The sequence below is a fragment of the Bradyrhizobium sp. CSA112 genome (assembly GCF_029051645.1).
In the GTDB taxonomy this organism is placed as follows: Bacteria; Pseudomonadota; Alphaproteobacteria; order Rhizobiales; family Xanthobacteraceae; genus Bradyrhizobium.
In genome coordinates, this window is the sequence record NZ_JAACFS010000005.1 from 77,364 (window position 1) to 95,594 (window position 18,231).

20 protein-coding genes are annotated in these 18,231 nt (G+C 58.9%); 12 read left to right on the forward strand and 8 right to left on the reverse strand.

Annotation, left to right across the window (positions count from 1 at the left end; translation table 11 throughout):
* Positions 1–1,818: 1,818 nt before the first annotated feature.
* Genes GWE18_RS12620 through GWE18_RS12630 form a run of 3 tightly spaced genes read right to left on the reverse strand, consistent with a single transcriptional unit; the run spans position 1,819 to position 2,937 of the window.
* Positions 1,819–2,073, reverse strand: a complete 255-nt coding sequence (locus tag GWE18_RS12620) for a hypothetical protein (RefSeq protein WP_275186076.1) — start codon at positions 2,071–2,073, stop codon at positions 1,819–1,821.
* Positions 2,070–2,732 (reverse strand): SOS response-associated peptidase, encoded by a 663-nt coding sequence (locus GWE18_RS12625; protein WP_275186077.1) that lies wholly within the window; start codon positions 2,730–2,732, stop codon positions 2,070–2,072. The genes GWE18_RS12620 and GWE18_RS12625 overlap by 4 nt, the downstream gene beginning before the upstream one ends.
* Positions 2,725–2,937: a hypothetical protein gene (locus GWE18_RS12630; RefSeq protein ID WP_275186078.1), complete on the reverse strand. Its 213-nt coding sequence runs from the start codon at positions 2,935–2,937 to the stop codon at positions 2,725–2,727. The genes GWE18_RS12625 and GWE18_RS12630 overlap by 8 nt, the downstream gene beginning before the upstream one ends.
* 599 nt (positions 2,938–3,536) lie before the next feature.
* Here GWE18_RS12630 and GWE18_RS12635 point away from each other — a divergent pair.
* From GWE18_RS12635 to GWE18_RS12670, 8 genes are all read left to right on the forward strand, one after another.
* Positions 3,537–3,719 (forward strand): hypothetical protein, encoded by a 183-nt coding sequence (locus tag GWE18_RS12635; protein ID WP_275186079.1) that lies wholly within the window; start codon positions 3,537–3,539, stop codon positions 3,717–3,719.
* A gap of 249 nt (positions 3,720–3,968) precedes the next feature.
* A complete protein-coding gene (locus tag GWE18_RS12640; RefSeq protein ID WP_275186080.1) occupies positions 3,969–4,226 on the forward strand; it encodes a tetratricopeptide repeat protein in 258 nt (85 codons plus the stop codon).
* Positions 4,227–4,262: 36 nt separating this feature from the next.
* The gene (locus tag GWE18_RS12645) at positions 4,263–4,817 is read left to right on the forward strand and encodes a hypothetical protein (protein ID WP_275186081.1); all 555 of its coding nucleotides are present in this window, start codon (positions 4,263–4,265) and stop codon (positions 4,815–4,817) included.
* 538 nt (positions 4,818–5,355) lie between these two features.
* Positions 5,356–5,721 carry a hypothetical protein gene (locus GWE18_RS12650; protein WP_275186082.1) on the forward strand — a complete coding sequence of 122 codons (366 nt, stop codon included), beginning with the start codon at positions 5,356–5,358 and terminating at the stop codon, positions 5,719–5,721.
* A gap of 1,382 nt (positions 5,722–7,103) precedes the next feature.
* Positions 7,104–7,583 carry a DUF1326 domain-containing protein gene (locus GWE18_RS12655; RefSeq protein ID WP_275186083.1) on the forward strand — a complete coding sequence of 160 codons (480 nt, stop codon included), beginning with the start codon at positions 7,104–7,106 and terminating at the stop codon, positions 7,581–7,583.
* 15 nt (positions 7,584–7,598) lie between these two features.
* Entirely contained in the window at positions 7,599–7,805 is a 207-nt protein-coding gene (locus GWE18_RS12660; RefSeq protein ID WP_275186084.1) for a hypothetical protein, read from the forward strand.
* A 52-nt stretch (positions 7,806–7,857) separates the two neighbouring features.
* Entirely contained in the window at positions 7,858–8,559 is a 702-nt protein-coding gene (locus GWE18_RS12665; protein WP_275186085.1) for a DUF2182 domain-containing protein, read from the forward strand.
* Positions 8,560–9,069: 510 nt separating this feature from the next.
* Positions 9,070–9,492, forward strand: a complete 423-nt coding sequence (locus GWE18_RS12670) for a hypothetical protein (RefSeq protein WP_275186086.1) — start codon at positions 9,070–9,072, stop codon at positions 9,490–9,492.
* Between the two features lie 152 nt (positions 9,493–9,644).
* On the opposite strand, the gene GWE18_RS12675 is transcribed toward GWE18_RS12670, so the two are convergent.
* Together GWE18_RS12675 and GWE18_RS12680 are read right to left on the reverse strand one after the other, a co-directional pair.
* Complete coding sequence (locus tag GWE18_RS12675; protein ID WP_275186087.1) at positions 9,645–9,800, reverse strand: DUF2934 domain-containing protein; 156 nt, start codon at positions 9,798–9,800, stop codon at positions 9,645–9,647.
* A gap of 825 nt (positions 9,801–10,625) precedes the next feature.
* On the reverse strand, positions 10,626–11,087 hold the full coding sequence (locus GWE18_RS12680) for a hypothetical protein (protein ID WP_275186088.1): 462 nt from the start codon (positions 11,085–11,087) through the stop codon (positions 10,626–10,628).
* Positions 11,088–11,495: 408 nt separating this feature from the next.
* Between GWE18_RS12680 and GWE18_RS12685 the strand changes: the two genes are divergently transcribed.
* Complete coding sequence (locus GWE18_RS12685; RefSeq protein ID WP_275186089.1) at positions 11,496–11,792, forward strand: hypothetical protein; 297 nt, start codon at positions 11,496–11,498, stop codon at positions 11,790–11,792.
* 350 nt (positions 11,793–12,142) lie between these two features.
* Here GWE18_RS12685 and GWE18_RS12690 read toward each other — a convergent pair whose 3' ends face one another.
* The gene (locus GWE18_RS12690; protein WP_275186090.1) at positions 12,143–12,871 is read right to left on the reverse strand and encodes a cyclase family protein; all 729 of its coding nucleotides are present in this window, start codon (positions 12,869–12,871) and stop codon (positions 12,143–12,145) included.
* Positions 12,872–13,407: 536 nt separating this feature from the next.
* On the reverse strand, positions 13,408–13,713 hold the full coding sequence (locus GWE18_RS12695; protein ID WP_275186091.1) for a hypothetical protein: 306 nt from the start codon (positions 13,711–13,713) through the stop codon (positions 13,408–13,410).
* A 532-nt stretch (positions 13,714–14,245) separates the two neighbouring features.
* Between GWE18_RS12695 and rocD the strand changes: the two genes are divergently transcribed.
* Complete coding sequence (gene rocD / locus GWE18_RS12700) at positions 14,246–15,460, forward strand: ornithine--oxo-acid transaminase (RefSeq protein ID WP_275186092.1); 1,215 nt, start codon at positions 14,246–14,248, stop codon at positions 15,458–15,460.
* A gap of 354 nt (positions 15,461–15,814) precedes the next feature.
* Here rocD and GWE18_RS12705 read toward each other — a convergent pair whose 3' ends face one another.
* Positions 15,815–16,060, reverse strand: coding sequence for a DUF2934 domain-containing protein (locus GWE18_RS12705; RefSeq protein WP_275186093.1), 246 nt, complete (start codon positions 16,058–16,060; stop codon positions 15,815–15,817).
* A 546-nt stretch (positions 16,061–16,606) separates the two neighbouring features.
* On the opposite strand from GWE18_RS12705, the gene GWE18_RS12710 reads away from it, so the two are divergent.
* Positions 16,607–16,882: a hypothetical protein gene (locus tag GWE18_RS12710; RefSeq protein ID WP_275186094.1), complete on the forward strand. Its 276-nt coding sequence runs from the start codon at positions 16,607–16,609 to the stop codon at positions 16,880–16,882.
* A gap of 661 nt (positions 16,883–17,543) precedes the next feature.
* A complete protein-coding gene (locus GWE18_RS12715; protein WP_057852763.1) occupies positions 17,544–17,774 on the forward strand; it encodes a hypothetical protein in 231 nt (76 codons plus the stop codon).
* Positions 17,775–18,231: the final 457 nt, after the last annotated feature.

Below are 18,231 nucleotides of genomic sequence, written 5' to 3' on the forward strand. Positions count from 1 at the left end.
TACAAAACGCTTCAACCACCTATGCAATACCAAGGTGGTTATCACGTTTTTGGGCACAAGGTCGGTTCGCCATGAGACATAGCGTCGCCCGATTTCAGGTGAGGGCGAGTTTCGGCGACTAAGTTTCGCGCCGGAGTGAAGCGACCCCGGCGGGGCTGGGGCCGCCCATTTCCACCGTCAGAGACCCGCAATTAAGCGGCCGACGGTCGGTCAAACTACCGCCAACAGGTTCTTGCTTCCAAACTAGTTTGGAGTACCTCGGTTGCGCGGAAATCCGCCTCAAAAGCACGAAACAATTGCCACTTTCTCCTGTTCTGACGGATTCCATAAATCAAGGCGGAACAGACACTCATGCGCAAACTACTTCTCGGGATGGTGCTCACGCTGCCAATCACTCATATTTCTCAAGCATCAGCGATGCCTGCAGCACATCCTCTTCTGAGCGATGCCGCGGTCAACGTCGATCTCATCGAAGTAAAGGGCGGGCATGGACGCGGCCATGGTTGGGGGCGTGGCCACGGTGGTTATCGTCCGTTTGGTTGGAGCCGCGGCCGCAAGGTCGGTTGGCGCGGGCGGGGCTGCCCACCCGGTCACTGGAAGAAGGGCTGGTGCTGAAACTGGGCCATAGGAACGGACTCAGGAGCAAGTCGCGCTGACATTCCGACTATGCCGCCGCCGGGGCCTCATCGCCGAATGGCCGGAACCATGATCATGTGGCGTTTTAGTTACTTCGCGAGATGAACCTTTCTTGCTATGACGCGTCTTCTGAGCATGGATCAAGATCGGGAAAAACTAGCGATCGAGACCAAGCGAGCGCGCCTGTTAGCTCACGAGTTCACGTCCAGCCCGACTGACGAACACATCCGGGAGCTAGAAGTCGAACTGGTTGCGCGCCTGAAGTCACTGGATTCCAATCCTCCACGGTAGGCTTAAAGGACCTTGGGTGGAGGAACTCGGAAGCGGGTGCGGAATTGAATTTGCATGCCCAAAGAGATCACAATCACGCTTTGGTCCCTGGTTGCTGCATGCTTGTTTTCGTTCGGCATTGTAGCGGTAATCATTGCTCACTGAGCGAAAACGGGCCGCCAACCGGAATGATCGACGACCCGCACGTGAGGATTGCCCGGACCAACCGCGGTGTAAATAGTTGCAAGCGCCTAGCCGCCTGAGTAGACGGCCCCGGCGGGGCTGGGGGCGCCAGAGCCGTCCCCTCCTGAGCGCCCATTGAGGGCGCTGAACCAGCATATCGGGAAAGGCGGTAAAGGGCAGGGAGTCTTGGTCGGGCCCGGCCCGCTCCTGGACGCCACATTTTCCAGCCAGTGGGAACAAGAAGCGCGCTCTTATGTCTTAACTCACACGAGCGACCAAAGCATCGGCCGTTGAGGTGACGAGGTCCGGACTCCTAGGCACCCCGGGCTTGTTCGTTTCTTTAGCGCGCAAAAGTTACTTCTTCAGCAGCAGGCCAACAGAGCGAGCCATTCGCTTTACCGATCGGGCATACTTCCAATGGTCTCGTTTCTAATCGTCGCTCACGCGCGGGCATTCACACGGTTTGGCCGCTTTATCCCGGCATGATGATTCGGCGCTCGAAAGAGTGCATCGTGAGGGACGGCTCTGGCACACATTAGCCCCCAGCCCCGCGCCAGAGCCGTTTCCCCTAGGTCCCGTGTTACCTGCTGGGGTGGTAGGACTTCCGCATGCAGCGATCTCGTTCTGCGATCGTCTTGGAAGTCATCACCGCGGCGGCGGTGGTCGTGCTTGTGCTGTACGTGCTGCTCGGGCCGTCCAACTAGCCATCCGCGCGGGCGCCGCAGTTCACTAGGCGAACAGCTCGGCGTCGGCCGGTGTGAAGATCACGTAGGTTCCGGACTCGTGCATCACCAGCCAGCCGCGCTCGATCGCGAGCCTAATGCCGGCTCCGTACTCGGCCGGGCTGCCGCCGTCGCGAAACAGAAACGGTTCGTTGACTTTCTCGATGTGGATGCGCCCTTGAACCGGCTCGACGGCATTGGCGATCTCGAGGATCCAACGCGCGGCTTTTTCCGGGTCGGCATAGGGGCGGGCGGTAGTCATGCAGCAGCCTTGTCTTCCTTATCCTCGCCTCGGGCGACGATCCTGATCGCATCATCTTGCAACGGCCGCTGCAGCGCCTTGGCCTCATCCCACGGCGCCCGCATCCACACGTCGCGTTCTTCGTCCGTGAGCAAGATGACCGGCATGGCCTTCGGATGGATCGGTTCGACGATGGCATTCGGCGACGTGGTGAGAAAGCCGTAGACGTTATGCGGGCCGGGGATCGGTTTCGATTTCGTCCCGCGGTCGCCTTTGAACTCGCTCCAGATTCCGGCAAAGCAGGTGAGGGGGCGATCGTCATTGATGGCGAACCAGACGACGTCCTTTTTCTTGGTTTCGGGGTTTGGCTCGGGCGCATACTCAGCGAAGCTGTTGAACGGCACCAGGCAGCGGGTTTCCGGCTTCAGCCAGCCACGCCAGTGCGGCGAGGACGTGTTGCGGATGTTGGTCACTGGCGGCCCGCCGGTCCGCAGCGGTGGCGGCATGCCCCAGCGCATCAGGACTAGCTCGCGCTCGGCGCCGGCGTTGCGCACGACTGGCGCGGGATAATCTGGAAATACGCCGGGCATTGCTGGCAAGTTGCCAACATAGCGATTCATCACCCGAAAGAGCGCGCGAATGGCTTCCTGGTTGGTGGTGATCGAGTAGAGGTTACACATTGGCAGGTTCGGTCATGTGAGCGGCCCTGACGTGCCCTTCCATACCGGGGATGTCAATCGCTACGCCGCAGAAGCATCGCGAGCGGCCATCCTGCGTTTGCGTCGGCAGCTTGCGGCCGTCCTTCCACATTCTCTGTTTCCATGCGGTCCAGGCGCGCGCATAGCGGTACTCGGCAAAGTCGTCGTCGGTGAAGGTGGTCCGCAAATTCCGCCACGCAGCTTCGAACTTTTGTCGCGCGTCGTGTAAATCGATAGCAGTGCCCCCAGCGTCGACACCGCGATGCGCTGGCGGAACGAAACCGCAGTACCACTCCAATTGATCTACGGTGGTGGGAACACCGGCGCGTGGGCCGATATCGCCGATACATACATCGCCGAAATAGATCTTCCATCGGTCTTGATCCAGGCTGACAGCGTGTATACCACGCCACCCCTAAACACGTCTTCAATCAACGCCGCGGCCGGCTTGGTTGGCTGGACGTCCGGGCAGATGCTTCGCCCGAGGAAGTATTCATTGCTGTAGGGCGACTCCGCAAGGAAGCCAGAGACGAGATAGACGGCTAATCCAATTCCTCGACAAGACGGACAACTACCTGTCCCGCGAATTGGAGGATGACGGCGACCGGGAGGCGGTCGGCGATGACGAACCGTCGCTTGGCTCTTTCGATCGGATGATGAACCAGGAAAAGTCGCATCGGCAAACGTTCGGCGAGGCCGACATCGAGCCGAGCAGGACGACGCCGACCGCGAAGACGACGACCCGGACGAGGCGAAGCAACAGCCGCCGGAAATGGGCGGTGTCCTATGAGCGAGAAAACCGAAGAGGATTGCGCCACCATCATCGACCAGGGCAATCTGCTATGCGTCATGCTGGCTCAACCGGACGCGGACAGCGCCCTAAACGAAATGCACCGGATAGCCACGCTGATTGGGGATCACGCGCGAGCTATCAGGTGCCGGAATATCGCGGGGGTCGAATGCGCCTGATCCGTCTCCTGATCGCCCGCTACAAGCTCGGGTTTGAGCGATGGCGTCTGAGCCGACACAACAACCCCTCGTTAACTTCGGGCCCGTAAGCTCAAAGCAATCGCGGAGGTCATCACTCGCGAGAGTAATGCGTAGAGCCGTCGCTGTCTCAACCCAGCGGCGGCTTTTGCGTGCAACGGTTACCTCCGCGCCTATGCGTACCAGCAGGGCGGTCACTATCGTGAGGCGATCGACGGTCTTCAATGGATCGTGGACAATCTACAAGGCGTCCTGGTCGACGAACGCTTCGGTATGGCGGGCTATCCGTCAGTGCTCGCGCGCGGCTCGCTGGCTCGGTGCCTGGGAGAACTCGGCGCGTACGCCGAAGGGCGGGCCTGTGCGGAGGAGGCGATCCGTCTGGCGGAAGCGCTCGACCAACCTTTCAGCCAATGCGTCTTGAGGACGTGGCTGGGCTATTTTTACGTCGGTCAGGGCGACCTGCGCACCGCGATCTCTCTGCTCGAGTAGGGTCGTGCCCTGGTCGAGCGATGGGATCTCCCGCGCATGGGTGCCTTCGTCGCTTCACAACTTGGCATGGCGTATGTCCTCAATGGCCGGCCCGCTGAAGGCGTGCCGCTGCTCGAACGGGCCGAGGCGCAGCTTGATCCGTGCGAAGCGGGATCCGAGAACCGCATCGCCATTCCGCTATGCGAAGGATTTCTGCTGGCCGGACGGCTAGAAGAAGCTGATCGACTCGCTGTCCGCGCCCTCGACGCCTCCAGAAAGCGCAGGGAACGTGGATACGAAGCGCAGGCTCTCCGGCTCCTCGGGGACATTGCCGCGCGCCGCGATCCGCCCGATGCCGGCGAGCCCGAATCCCGTTACATCGAGTCTCAGAAACTGGCTGAGGACCTTGAGATGCGGCCGCTCCAGGCCCATTGCCACCTCGCTCTTGGCAAGCTCTACCGACGGACCGGAAGGCCACACGAGGCGCACATTGAACTTTCTAAGGCGGTCGAAATGTTGCGGACAATGGAGATGACGTTCTGGCTGTCGGACGCAGAGTCAGAACTGGCGGGGGTGATGACATCACCATCGGTGAAGCAAATCGGCATATAGGCTCGCCGTGGCCCATCGACCGGTGCCGAGCCGGGTGGCTCGGCGAGAGCCCCCGGCGCCTCTCTCGCTCGAATGTCCGTTCCTGGCACCTTTGAGACATGATCAGAAAACGTCTGCTTACCGGGGTAGACCGGAAGTGATTGACGCCCCGTCGGAACGACGCGATTGACCCAATTCGGACATCGGAAGCGAAAAATGTAACGCCGCGTAATGAGAGTGACAGTGAACCCTCACGTCAAGGGCACTTCCCTTTCACACAATAGCCGCACCGATGTAATGAAAGCCTGGGCAAACAAAGCGTAGAATGCGCGGCCAGAGGGGGCAGTGTTCCGGTTTGTATTAGGGGCGCAGTTGATCCAACTACGACATAAGGCGCAAGCGTGGATAAATCTAAATGGGCGTAACAGGGGATTTCCGGCTAGGCCCCGACGCCGAATTTTTCTTGTGCGATATTGAACATCGTACGTCACACGCGGATGGTTATTTTATTGGTCTCTATAAGACTCATGGGGCAGGTCAACTCAAACGGAGAATGACCATGAGCGATAACGTGACGTTATTTCCGAACATCTTGCAGCCAGCAGCTGCTTTGAAGGCCTATGCGCCGATAGGCGTCAAGTTCTGGGAGAACCAAGAAACCGCGCTCGAAGGCTTTAAGGAATTTGCGGACGGTTGGTTTGCCCGGCGTCATAAGGGCATGCAAGCGGCGCTTGAAACGGCCAAACATATTGGCGATGCCGAGACGCCCTCCGATATACTCCGGGAATATCAGAACTGGGTCACGCGAGAGATGGAACTGTTAGCGGAGGATGGAAAGGCCTATCAGCAACAAGTGCTGAGGGCCGGAGTTCAGCTGAGCGCACCGCCGGAAGCGCCACAGGCCGACGAGCGTCGGACCGGCTAACGCCCCCCTTGTCATAAAAGCGGACCGTCCCGCGCGGCTCCGGACCTTCGCCGATCTCAATCTCGGCGTCGTGAACTTGCGCCAGCACTTTGAGTCAGGTCGCGCATGTCGAGCAACGCTCCGCAGATCGGGCAATTGCCGAAATGATCGGCCTCGGTTTCGGCAACGCCGTCGGGGTCGATGCCTCGATAGCCGCCTGCTTTCGTCATTGATCCCGCGCGAGCTTCCGGCGTCCCCAATGCTTGTCCTTCCGCGACGAGTCGAACACACGTTCAACGCGGCGGTTTAAGGCTCTCATGAGCCAATTCGCGCAAACATCGTTGGCCCTCCCAATTCCGCGACCAGCATCAGGCCCTCAATCGCGGCTTGCCATTCAGGGGTGAATAGCAAACGGCTAAGGCATATTCGTTTCCCCCTTGGGTGGCACAAGTCGCACCTTTTTAGAGCGAGTGCCCGGTCAATCGCTTTCTCGGCTTCGACCCCTGCCGCCGATTTACTGTGCGCTTGGCCCGTGATCACCACGTCCGCAACCGACGCGGACCATTTCCACAAGTCCCGCCCGATGCCTTGAACGACCGTATATTCGATGTCTCGATATTTCATCATTGTCCGCACCTAAGCTGGTTAGCTGCGTCTCTGGTATAGCTTGGGATTCAAATAAGAACTCGAGCAGGCAACCCGCAAGAACTCGGTCAACTGTAACGGGAATTGCGTAGGCGCCTGCCCCTACTATCGGTTCTTGGCGGATGCTGCATCAACACATCGTGGCCATCTGTAATGCATGCACATGAAGGTTGTGGCCACTTCCGTTCCTGGCACCTTTGAGACATGGCGACCGACCCTGACGATGTCCGTTTCCAGGGGGATAGCGTTGCAAAAGTCCCAAAAGGACGCGCGGCTAATTTTCCGCGAAAGAACGAAATAAGCGACAATCGCCGGTCAATGTAGCCTCAGGCCCGTTGTCGGAATCGCCGGTGAGTTTAGCGCCCGACAGCGTGGTCCCCACGTTATTATTCGATCGTCGCGCCTATGGCTCTAAGAATTTAGGTCGCATTACGCAAAAAGACTTTTGCAACACTATCAGGGGAAGACCGGAAGTAGTCGGCCGACGACCAGAACGACGCGATTGACCCAGAGCAGTCCTCACATCGGGATCGCGGTTGATCCTAGCAGGAAAACCCCAAGCAAGTATGTCAAAGCCGCTGCCCGAATCCGCCTTCTCATCCGGTCGGCCGCTTGGAAAGCGCTACCCAAGGATCGGCCGCAGGGCTATGATCACCTCCAGTGCCTCAGTCACCAAGGCCAAGTGTGACTCTAACATTTGACACTGGTAGCGCGTCTACTAGGTTGAACGTCTTATCAGTGCACGTGGGGAGGTTACGATGACACCATTCTCCCGTCGCCGTTTGCTCGACATTGCTGGCTCTATAACTGCTGCGTCCGTCCTCAGCGCGCTGCGCCCCGTCCGAGTTGCGCAAGCGGCTGAGGAGAAGAGCGCGTGGAATGTCAAGGGCCTGTACATGGAAGCCTGCAATTGCGAGGCAATGTGCCCCTGCGTCGTCGGAAATGCCCCGACCCCCGGCTTGTGTACGGTCCTTCTCGGCTACCATGTTGAATCCGGCCGGAAAGGCGACGTGACGCTCGATGGATTGAACGTGGTGAGAATGAACTTCTCGCCAAGCCACATGGCGAAAGGCAATTGGCGGGGGGCGTTCTACATCGACGAGCGCGCCAACCCTGCGCAGCGCGAGGCACTGAGCGCGATCTTCTCCTTCAAGCCGGGCGGTGCGTTTGCGGCGCAGGCCGGATCGGTCGCTGAAGTGCTCGGCGTCAAGTTCGTGCCGATCACGTTCGAGGCCTAAGGACGGCAGTGGAAGATGGCAATCGCTGGAATCGGGGATGCCGACATCACTGCGATCGAGGGGCTGGAGGGCAAGGAGATCCGTATCGAGAACTTGCCGCGAAGAGCTTTTCCAAACGTGGCCGCGAAATCCACGCATACCGCGTACAAAGACTTCGATCTCCAGTGGGAGATCAGCGGCAAGAGTGGATTCTATGCGCCCTTCGCCTTCAACTCGGCCTGAGATTCCTCGCCTACTCTCAATGGAGATTTGGCGCCTCTTGCCGGTGGGAGCCATGCTTGGGCTCTTTATCGGCGGGGCTTGGACGTACCTTGTCTACATGGCTTGGGGCATGCGCCACATGGATGTCGGTATGGACATGTGGATCATGCCGCAGATGGTGGACTGGGACGCGACCGATCTCGGGCTCGTGCTGCTGATGTGGGCGGTGATGATGGCGGCGATGATGTTGCCATCGGTCCTGCCGGTGATCCTGGTCCTTATCCGCTTCGGCGGCTCCGCGCACGCCGCCGGGTTCATCGTGGGATATCTTGTGGCCTGGGGTGGATTCAGCGTCGCGGCGACTCTCGTGCACTGGGCACTACTCGAGGCGGCCCTGGTCTCGCCGATGATGGAGAGCGCGAGCGTGCCCTTGAGCGCCGCTGTGCTGGCCGTCGCTGGCCTCTTCCAGTTCACGCCATTGAAGAACGCCTGTCTCGTCCGCTGCCGTTCGCCATGGGGTGCGGTGCTCAATCCGTCGAGCGCGACAATCGCGATGCGCGAGGGCTTTCGCCATGGCGCTTTTTGCGTCGGCTGCTGCTGGGTGTTGATGGCGCTGCTGTTCGTCGCAGGCGTCATGAATCTGCTTTGGATCGCGGTCATTGCCGCCTACGTCATCGCAGAGAAATGGGCGCCGGGCGCGGAATGGTTTAGCCGCGCGGTCGGTGCACTGTTGTGCCTAGCGGCGGTTGTGGTGTTCGGCGTCGGCGCAAGCTAAAGACGTCTCAGGTGCTGGCGACGAGCATGAGGAGATTGCGGTGCTTCATTCGATCATCCTGTCTTGCAGGAGGGATCGCGGAGATCGCTGCACCGGCGGAAATAAGTCTTCATATCCTGAGGGGGCGGTCTGCGAGCGATTTCTTACCAAGAAGGCGAGCGCCGCGTTCACGCGCCTGACGTCAGCTTGTGGCACCTTTGAGACATGCTGCTCGGCTCTGAGTGTCCGTTGATCGGGGTAGACCGGAAATGGCTGCCCACGGTCGAAATGACGCGAATGACCCAAAGCCGACAGGCGATGGTGGGGCTCCGATCTGATGATGCTTCACAAAGCGGTCCGGTGCGCCCAGCCTAGTAAATCTGTTCACCGCAACGTGTCGAGCAATAGTCGCGCGGTCTTGCAGCCGAACTTCCGATTATACGATCGTGCAGCGTTATACACCGAAGCGAATCTCATATTGGTTTTGCAGGCCCACCGCCCTAGAATTGCGGGGATCGCAGGACGAGCGAAATGCAGTATGTTTGCGACGCGCCGAACGGTAAGGCCTGGTTCCGTATCGAGACGGAAGGTGAAGCGGTGCATGAGTCGCGCCTCATGAGCCATACGGTCGAGAAATATTTTCGCCGCGAGCGGGAGAAGGCAGTCCAGTCCTGGCGTCCGGAGCGACCCAACGCGATCGAGCGCGACATCGGCCTCAAGGCCCATGTAGAGCGAGAGATGCCGCTTTTCCTCACGTTGCGCGACAGGGAGGGCAATGCACTGACTACAGCGATGCTGCCGCCGGGTGGCAAGGATCGCGGCGGGTTCCGGATCATCATCGTTGCCGCATCCAATGCCGATCCTTATCCTCAGCAGGACGCGGCCATCGCTGCGCTGGGAGCGCATTTCGGTCTCACACTGGATCGCGACCGCTGCTTCCCCTACGGCCGCTAACGATGTCGGCTCATGGACCGTTCACCCGCGAAGCCTGTCTCTGCCTGTAACTTTCAATCATCGCTGGCGTAGTGTCAGAGGATAGCAAAGCGGCGCTGCGCCGCCCGGTCGAGAACAGGCGCTCCGACTGTGGGGTCTTTTGGCGTTCTTGGTTATTCCCGGCGGGGTTGGTTTTCTCTATCCAGCGCCTCTTGCAACTCTTTCTTGGCTTGGTGGTAGAATTCATCGTCTTTGCCCGAGGGCTCGCCAGCCTGCTGCCAGAGCTCATAAGCCCGCCGGACAACATCCATTTCCTTGGGTGTGGCCATGCCTCTTCCTTGAAGCGCAGTCCCGCCTTTGGGGTTTGGGGCCGAGGGCAGAAACGGCGCTGTTGCCAGCGCCGTTTTGGTGCACCACACGCGTGGAATCGGCCCACTTCGACTGGCGCTGGCGGGAGCGACCCGCTCTGGCTCTGCTGGCGTGGGAAGCCTTGGTCGCGATCCGATGATGAGGCTATGCCGCAACGAACCGTAGTCAATTGGAATAAACACTTAAATTTAGGACAGCAGCTTTGACAGGCTGCGCAGTTGTCGCCAGAAAGAAACAGGGGACTAGCTACGAAGTTGACTCGCTCAAGCCTGTCTGTCTCAATTAAAGACCTCCCTCAGATTGGCGCCAACCCGCAGTCTTCAAGACTGACGAAACGCCACCGCAGCGGATTTTTTCATCTCGGTTACATACTGGCGGGCGGCCTTGCTTATTGCGCGAATAGCTTGCCAAGCCTCGGTGGCTTCCAGCCATGCCTTCGCTTGGCGGAATTTTGTGTACGCCCAGAGAAAGGCTGGAAATTTTCATCAGCTTGAATTGACCGGTTTCAAGATTCGCTTCACTGCCAATTCTCCTGGCAAATTCAAACCCACGAGAGTTCGAATGGTTTCACTTGCCAGTGCGAAGCGGGGTCTCATTTGACGGAACAGGTCAGCTCCGAAGTTCAGAATTGAAGTCCAAGCTTCAAGGGTTGCCGTTAGCTGACGGATGCGAGCAGCATTGCGCTCTTGGCACTTTTCGGACCTGTTGTTGTCACCTGACGATGTCTACTTTCTTAGGGTAAGGCGGTCATCTCTGTCACGAGGCCCAACTTCCGAAAGTGACCCTCAGCAGACATCCGACGAGGCGAGAGGCAAGGCGGGCGGGTGCAGCCATCTATCCAGAAAGTACAACGGCACCATTCCGACCAAGTGAATTGCTGTGCCGGCCATCAGTGGAACAGCGCCATAGACCAGACCCAAGTAAAAGGTGACCGGAGCGAGGGTAAACGTGAGCAGGGAGATGATAGTCAGAAGCGTCAGAAAGATGCAGATAGGAGCGCCGAGGAAGTAGCGGGCGAGCATCCATTTATCAATTGCGTTGCGCTTTCGTGTCACGCTCATTGCCTGGCCGAAAGCGAGGAAGAATGCGATGAATGGAGTCAGCGTCGGAAGCAACCCCAATGCGCCTATCCAAACGCCCACTAGGTCAGGATAGAGTGGCCGAATCGTCACCACAGCCAGATATGCCACGGTCGTGGTCCAGATCGTCAGGTAGGTGACAATGACTGCCTTCGTTCGAACGATCATGGCCCCTCCGCTCGTGCGCGCACGATTTGGATTAGCAAGTAGCCTGCATCGAGAGTGAGAACAGTCCCAATAGCATGAGTGCCCTTAACAATGACCCGCGCTCAAACGCGAGAGATTAGATCAAATTGGAAATGTCCTCTTTCTGACGGGTAGTTGAGTTTACGTTCGGCACGGTCAGCAATTGGCCCATGATTATGCCTCCGATGGGAGCGCGCATGTTATCCTTCCGCTTCTGGCACCTTTGAGACATGCCCGCCTGTCCTGAGAATGTCCGTTCACCGGAATAGAACGGAAGTCGCCGTAGTCCGGTCAAACCGACGCGAATGACTCGGAAGTAGGCCCTAGTCCAGCAGCGGCCCGATATGCTTTGATTGCGTGGGGCTGGAACTGAGACGCAAGGGTGGCCTTATGTACATGTTCGTTCGAAAGTACACCAAGGTTCGTTCGGTTGCGGATGCTGCCCGCCGTGCCAAAAGCGGCATCGGTCAAATCCTAAGGGAATCGCACGGATTCAGATCTTATTATGTACTGGATGGGGGCGAAGGCGTCGGTGTGGCTGTGATGATATTCGAGGACCGCGAAAGCGCCAATGCGGCGAACGATAAAGTACTGGAGTTTGTTCGAGCAAGCCTGTTTGACCTTAATCTTGGAGACCCCGAAATCATCGCCGGAGAAGTTTTGGTGAATATAGAATCTGATGCGTAACTGTTCGTAGAGGCTACTCATCAGCTACGTGCGCAAGCACGGCGTCGAGAGGCGGCCGTAGCGCTCGCCAATAAGAAAAGTCGTGTTCACTTTGACCTTTGCGCGTGAACGCCAAGTCTTCACTCAGAAATTGTCCAGAGGGGTGCGCGCGCGATGTCGCCTATTGGCCCGAATGCGAAGTGCCGAACGCCTCGGAGATGTCTGCTCATCGGGGTAGACCGGAAGTCGTCGGCCTAAGGTCAGAATGGCGCGATTGAAACTGCATGGACCTGAGACGGGCAGAGCATGTCTGCTCTGCCCGGGTACTTCAGAGGTCGGCTCCCGCGGGCGCGGTCCACTGCGAGCTTCCGTCAGTAAGCCGCGATGGGATTGCCGGGCGAGCCGGTCGCGCCCACAAGCTTCAACGGAGCCCACGCAAACAGGAACTCGTATGCTCGATCCGAGGAGAGCTGCTCAAGGTCGAGATTCTCCAGCAGGTAGATCCCACGCCGCGCCGTCAGGTTCATATGGCAGTAGGCCCAAGCCTTGATCAACGTGGGCGGCTCCTTGGCGAAGTCGTAGGGTTCGATGCCCCAGTTATCCATGCCGAGCATGGAGACCTTCTGCGCGGCGAGATGGTCGCACAACTCCGCGCTGGCGCCAGGCTCACCCGAGTTGGCCTCGACATTGTCGCGCTGAGCCTGATCAAGCGGCTTGTTCATGTTGTTCTTCCAGAGCTGGTCCCAGCCTGTGCGGATCAACACCGCATTGCCCTGCTCAGCATCGCCAACGCCTTGGCGTGTCAGCGCGTCGCGATAGTCGGCGAGCGTGATCGCATAGCCCTTCGGGAGACGCTCAACGCTCTTCAGCGCAGCGATGTCGACTAGGATCCCGCGCGTAAAGAATGATCCGACATTCTCTGGACCGTTCTTGGTGAGCCCGCGCGGCCCGCCTACATCCTCCAGCCGCACACCGTTGTACATGTAGTTGCCATCTTTCCAACCCTGCGCCTGGCGGCCCGTGATCTTGATCATTGGATGCGAGAGCGCGTCGAATTGTGTTCCGGCTTGGCCGATTTCGGCGGTCAAGAGCTCGTCCATGAAGGTCTGCCGCGTGCCCGGATCCCCCAGGGCAGGTCATGTGTGGGCGCTCCACCGCCCGGAATGCTGAGCGCCCAGGTGCGACCCGGGAAGAGCGGCATTCGCCCGTGGTACGGCATTCCAAGCGTCGCGGCCACGCCGCGCTTGACGAGCTTGGCCGCTGCAATGCGCGACTCGGGCGTGATCCAGTTCGTTGCACCTGCCTGATCGTTCGGACCGAATTCGCTCGGCCACCATTTCTCATCCACCGGGTTGTTCCCAGCTGGCCTGTTGTGCCGCAACCTCGGCTGCTACCCCAAGCAAGATCGCCACGAACATTATCGTGGTGAGTGGTCGTCTACGCTTCGCCTCCATGACCTTCCTCCTTGTCGGGCGAGTGGACTCAATGACGGCCGGATCGCCCGTGTCCCGCCGCGCAGGCCCTATCAAGGGTACTGGGTGCGCTTTTCTGTTATAGAACTAGAGTGCTGAGCGCCGCCCGAAACTGCAAACAAACGGTCCAAACGCGCTTTGGTTCAACGAAGGCCGCGCAAGCGTTAAGACCTCAAGGCCAAACCGATTACTTGCCGGCGCCTTCGGGCGCGCGTCTCCAGGTTGAGGTCTGTATCCTCTTCCTGGAAACGCCAGCTTTGTCCGCCAGCCGAGGCGAGCACGAGCTCGCCCTGATCCATCCGCCACAGAATGAAATTCAATCGTGCCCCCAGCAGTTCGCCGCCGGGCTTGATGCGCAGAACGAGCGCAGCCTCGTGATTAGCCACCGCGGTACTGACGAAGGTCACGGCGCACGGGATCGTCTCGACAGCGGACGTGGGAGGGAGCCCGTCGAGCGCGAAATGGTCCATCCGCGCCGAACGCGTTCCAAGGCTAGGACAAGAGTTGACGCCGGCGCCAGAATGCGTGGGACTCGATTTCGGCGGAAGTCACCAGGACTTTGATGCGTTGATCTTCGTTGGGCAATCAGCCATCGCCCCAATAACGGCCGAAGCAGATTCGATTCGCAGGAGTTAGTTGCGTCGCTGATCTCCAGCGTTCTTCCCGCAAAAATCGCATTGCGAATGTCTGCTTTCCGCAGCGGACCAAATGTCCGGTCATGGCACCTTCGAGACATGCCGGCAGGCGGCAACGATGTCTGTTTATGTGGGTTGAGCGGAAGTCGTCGGTATACACCTAGACAGGCTGTCTCGCCGGAGGGATCATGCAGCGCGAGGAGAACTGGGGCGCCGATTGCCCTTGGGCAGGCCCCAAACGGCCGTCACCCAATGCGTCCGCAAGCAAAATGCCTGTGGTAACTTGATGATGATCATCGGGCATTTGCAGGCTGGAAAATGGCGATAGCCCATGCCTGGCAGTTCGCTCCAACTGGAGTGATGAAACATGGATCCATCGGTCACCGATTTCATCGCGAGGGAAGCGCGTTTTGGCGCCCGGAACTACGAACCGCTCGGCGTCGTTCTGTCGCGCGGCGAGGGCGTCTTTGTGTGGGATACGCAGGGCCATCGCTACCTCGATTGCCTCTCAGCCTATTCCGCGGTGAATCAGGGCCACTGCCATCCGAAGATCTTGGCGGCGATGGTGGAGCAGGCGGGCCGGCTGACGCTGACGTCGCGCGCCTTTCACAACGACCAGCTGGCCCTCTTCTACGAAGAGATCGCGGCGCTGACCGGCTCCCACAAGGTGCTGCCGATGAACAGCGGCGCCGAAGCGGTGGAGAGTGCGATCAAGTCGGTGCGCAAATGGGGCTATGAGGTGAAGGGGGTTCCAGACGGGCAGGCCGAGATCATCGTCTGCGCCGATAATTTTCACGGCCGCACCCTTGGCATCATCGGCTTCAGCACCGACCCGGCGGCACGTGACCATTTCGGACCGTTCGCGGCGGGCTTCAAGATCATTGCCTTCGGCGATGCCACGGCGCTGAAGAAGGCAATCACGCCCAACACGGTCGCCTTTTTGGTCGAACCGATCCAGGGAGAAGCGGGCGTCGTCATCCCACCGTCAGGTTACTTTACAGTAGTGCGCGAACTCTGCACTGCGCACGACGTGATGCTGATTCTGGACGAGATCCAGACCGGGCTCGGCCGCACCGGCAAGCTGCTCGCGGAACAGCATGAGGGCATCGAGGCGGATGTCACGCTGCTCGGCAAGGCGTTGTCCGGCGGCTTTTACCCAGTGTCGGCCGTGCTTTCGAACAACGCGGTGCTCGGCACCCTGAAACCTGGCCAGCACGGTTCGACCTTCGGCGGCAATCCGCTGGCCTGTGCGGTGGCTCGGGCCGCGCTGCGCGTGCTGGTCGAGGAAGGGATGATCGAGAACGCAGCCGCCCAGGGCACCCGCTTTCTCGATGGCCTGAGCGGCATCCGCAGCAACACGATCCGGGAAGTGCGCGGACGCGGGCTGATGCTGGCCGTCGAGCTTCATCCGGAAGCAGGCGGTGCACGTCGCTACTGTCAGGCCCTGCAGGCCCGAGGCATCCTCGCCAAGGACACGCATGGGCACACGATTCGCATCGCTCCGCCGCTAGTTATCTCCAGCGATCAGGTCGACTGGGCGCTGGAACAGATCGCCGCCACTTTGAGGCAGGACTTCTCGTGACCACCGGCCAGCGCGGCCGACTGCCGTCGTTCTGTTAGTCCCAATACACGCCCGCATGCCTCATCTTCCGGGTAAACCGAAAACCCATTTTAAAACTCGCGTGCGGATGCATGCGCTCGCTGAGCTATTTCCCTTCGCTGAGCTACTGGTGTCGAGTGCTTGCTGATGGAGGGATACAGCTCGGCCATCTCTCGCGTGCGGGATCGCTGATGACGAAACCGTCGGTCCGATGCAAAACCTGTTCGAGACAGTAAAAATCGGCCTCGATTCGTTTTGACGAATAGGAGCGGGGCTACCCGCTCCGCTGATGACGGAGTCGTCGTTACGGGTCCGCGTGACGATGCTCGCATGAAACTATGCGGCGCGGGTTTTGTTTTTTCCCGATCGGGCGACCTTTGCCTTTTTGGCGGATTTCGTCGCAACCAATCTCGTGTCGGTGGGCGCTGCGGCGTCAGCGTTGCTGCCTGAGTTTTCAATTGATGTCGTGAGAATTTCGCGTTGAGCATTGAGCCAATAGATGTCTGCCTGGCCCTCGGGTTCACCATCGGCGATCCAGAGGTGGTAGGCACGTTCGCGAATGGCCTCTTCCAGATTTGGCATGGGATTCTCCTTTCATGATGCGCCCAGCCCCGGCAGGCAAAGTCTTGCTCCTATAAGGTTAACGAAATCTTAACGGCTTGTGTCGGTTGGATTGCCTGGTCGGATTGCGATCACCAGGTCTCTTTGAAGCGCGTCAAGATCGCGGCGGCGGGTGAGGGACGAGCCTGCCGCCGCCGGCAGCGCGATCGGCTCGTCGAACTTACGGCCCCAGCCTGATGAACGCTCTGGCATCTCCTCGTCCCGGGAGTATCCAACCCGAGGCGGGTTGCGTTGGCAATCAGGTTGGCGTCTATTTCCTCAGACTGGGCGAAAAGAAGAAAAAATCCTAAGAGGGCGTGCGCAAATTTCGCGCCGCCAAAATGGGCGCCAACGGAGCGGCGGCCGACGTCGATCATCTCAAAAGCTGCGCCAATGTGCCTCCAGCCCGGCATGGAGCCAAAACCATTCCAGTCGCTGGTTGGGATTTGAGAGCAACAGACAATAGGTGGAGAAGGTCGCCTGAGCAGGTAGGATGATGCACTGAACTGCCTGCGATTCGGAGGGGCCATGACCAAGCCGCGGCCAAGAACCGGTAACCTCTTAGCGATGCGTGCAGAGACCGGAGAGAAAGTCGATAAAATTCCAGCCGCGCGTTTCCCGGTTCAACACGAAATCCAGCAACTGCAAAAGGAATTGAGCGATTTTAACGAGCGAATCATAGAATTGGAAAATGAAGGCCATCGCGGCCATGCGATGGAAGTGTTGAAGGCAAAGGCAATAGACTTTGCACGGCAGATCGATGAACTTCGCTGCTTGCTAGTCGAACCGCTTCCGAAAGATTAGAACCTGCAATCAGCCAGATCATGCTGGGCACCGGCATCTTCCACGAACGCCGATACGTCATGTATTCACGCCGGCGAAGCTGAGGATCAGCAAGAGATTGCTATTCGAGAATCCGGGGCGGATTTTTTCATACGTGTCCCACGTAAAGCAAACCCCCCGCCGGTCTGGGTAAGACGGCAGGGGTTCTTGCGGGTGGATGGTACGGGGCTAGGGGAGGTTGCTCCTAGGTGTCGCGCCACGGACCTACTCGACGAGCAAACGTCTTACATCAGGTTCCCACAAGGCGATTTTCTGAGCAGTTGGTCTGAACTGCATACTCGAAGGCAGCACCTTCAGGATCGTTTTCCTCGAACTATTCTGGGCCGCGTCCTGGCTCCAAAGACCTTCAGGTGATCGCGGTCACCAACCTGCTTGGCGTTTTCGACGTAGATCCAGACGGTCATGATTGGTCCCTCTTGAGCTTCCGCTTCCCCCAATGGGTATCCTTGCGCTCGGGATTGAATTCCCGAACGATGTGACGGTTGAGCGCCTTCATGACCCCGATCCGCGCCATCATCGCCAGAACGCCCGCGTATCAAGAGCCGCCTTACATCCGGTTTGGAATGCCCCGCGCCGGGCCATAACTTTAGGAATATGATGCGTGACCATTGGGAGTTTACGCATGGCAAAAGAACCGCACCAAAAGACCAACGCCGAACTCGCGCAGGATTTGTCCACACGGCCTGACAGTCTCATCCACCTCACCGCAAAGGCCGAAATGGCAAGAAGAGCCGCCGTACAGGACCAGTGGCGGAGCTGGATCATGTTCGCTTCCGTGGTGATCGCAGCGCTCGCGGCCGCCGCTTCGGCCTGCTCGGCTTACTTCGCCTATCTCAGTTCGCTCCATAAGTGAGAACGTCAGAACGCCCCGCGCGAAAAGGTGGTGCATAGGCGCCTGTCTTCACTCCACCTCATACTGGAACGCCACGCCTTCCGGGTCATTCTCCTGAAGCCATGTCTCGGCGGCTTTCTCGCTCGCAAAGATCTTTAGGTGTTCCTTGTCGCCGACCTGCTTACTGGCCTGTTGATATCGATGGGGCGCCAAGAAGCTACAAAGCCCGGCCGCCCGTGAAGTCCGGTAGTGCCTCAGTTTGAAATTTAGAACTTGCCTTCCCGTCTGAACTTGGCGGCCAAATCAGTATCAAGCTTTTCAATCCGCGCTATCGTCACTTCCCGTTGCCACAATTATCTGCTCATTCGTCCCCATTCACTCACCGCGCGACGAATGAGTAGATAATCCAGATTACGACGAGAGCCGCTAGAACAAGTATCCAATTGGGAACTTGACTACCCGCTATCGATGTCTTCCG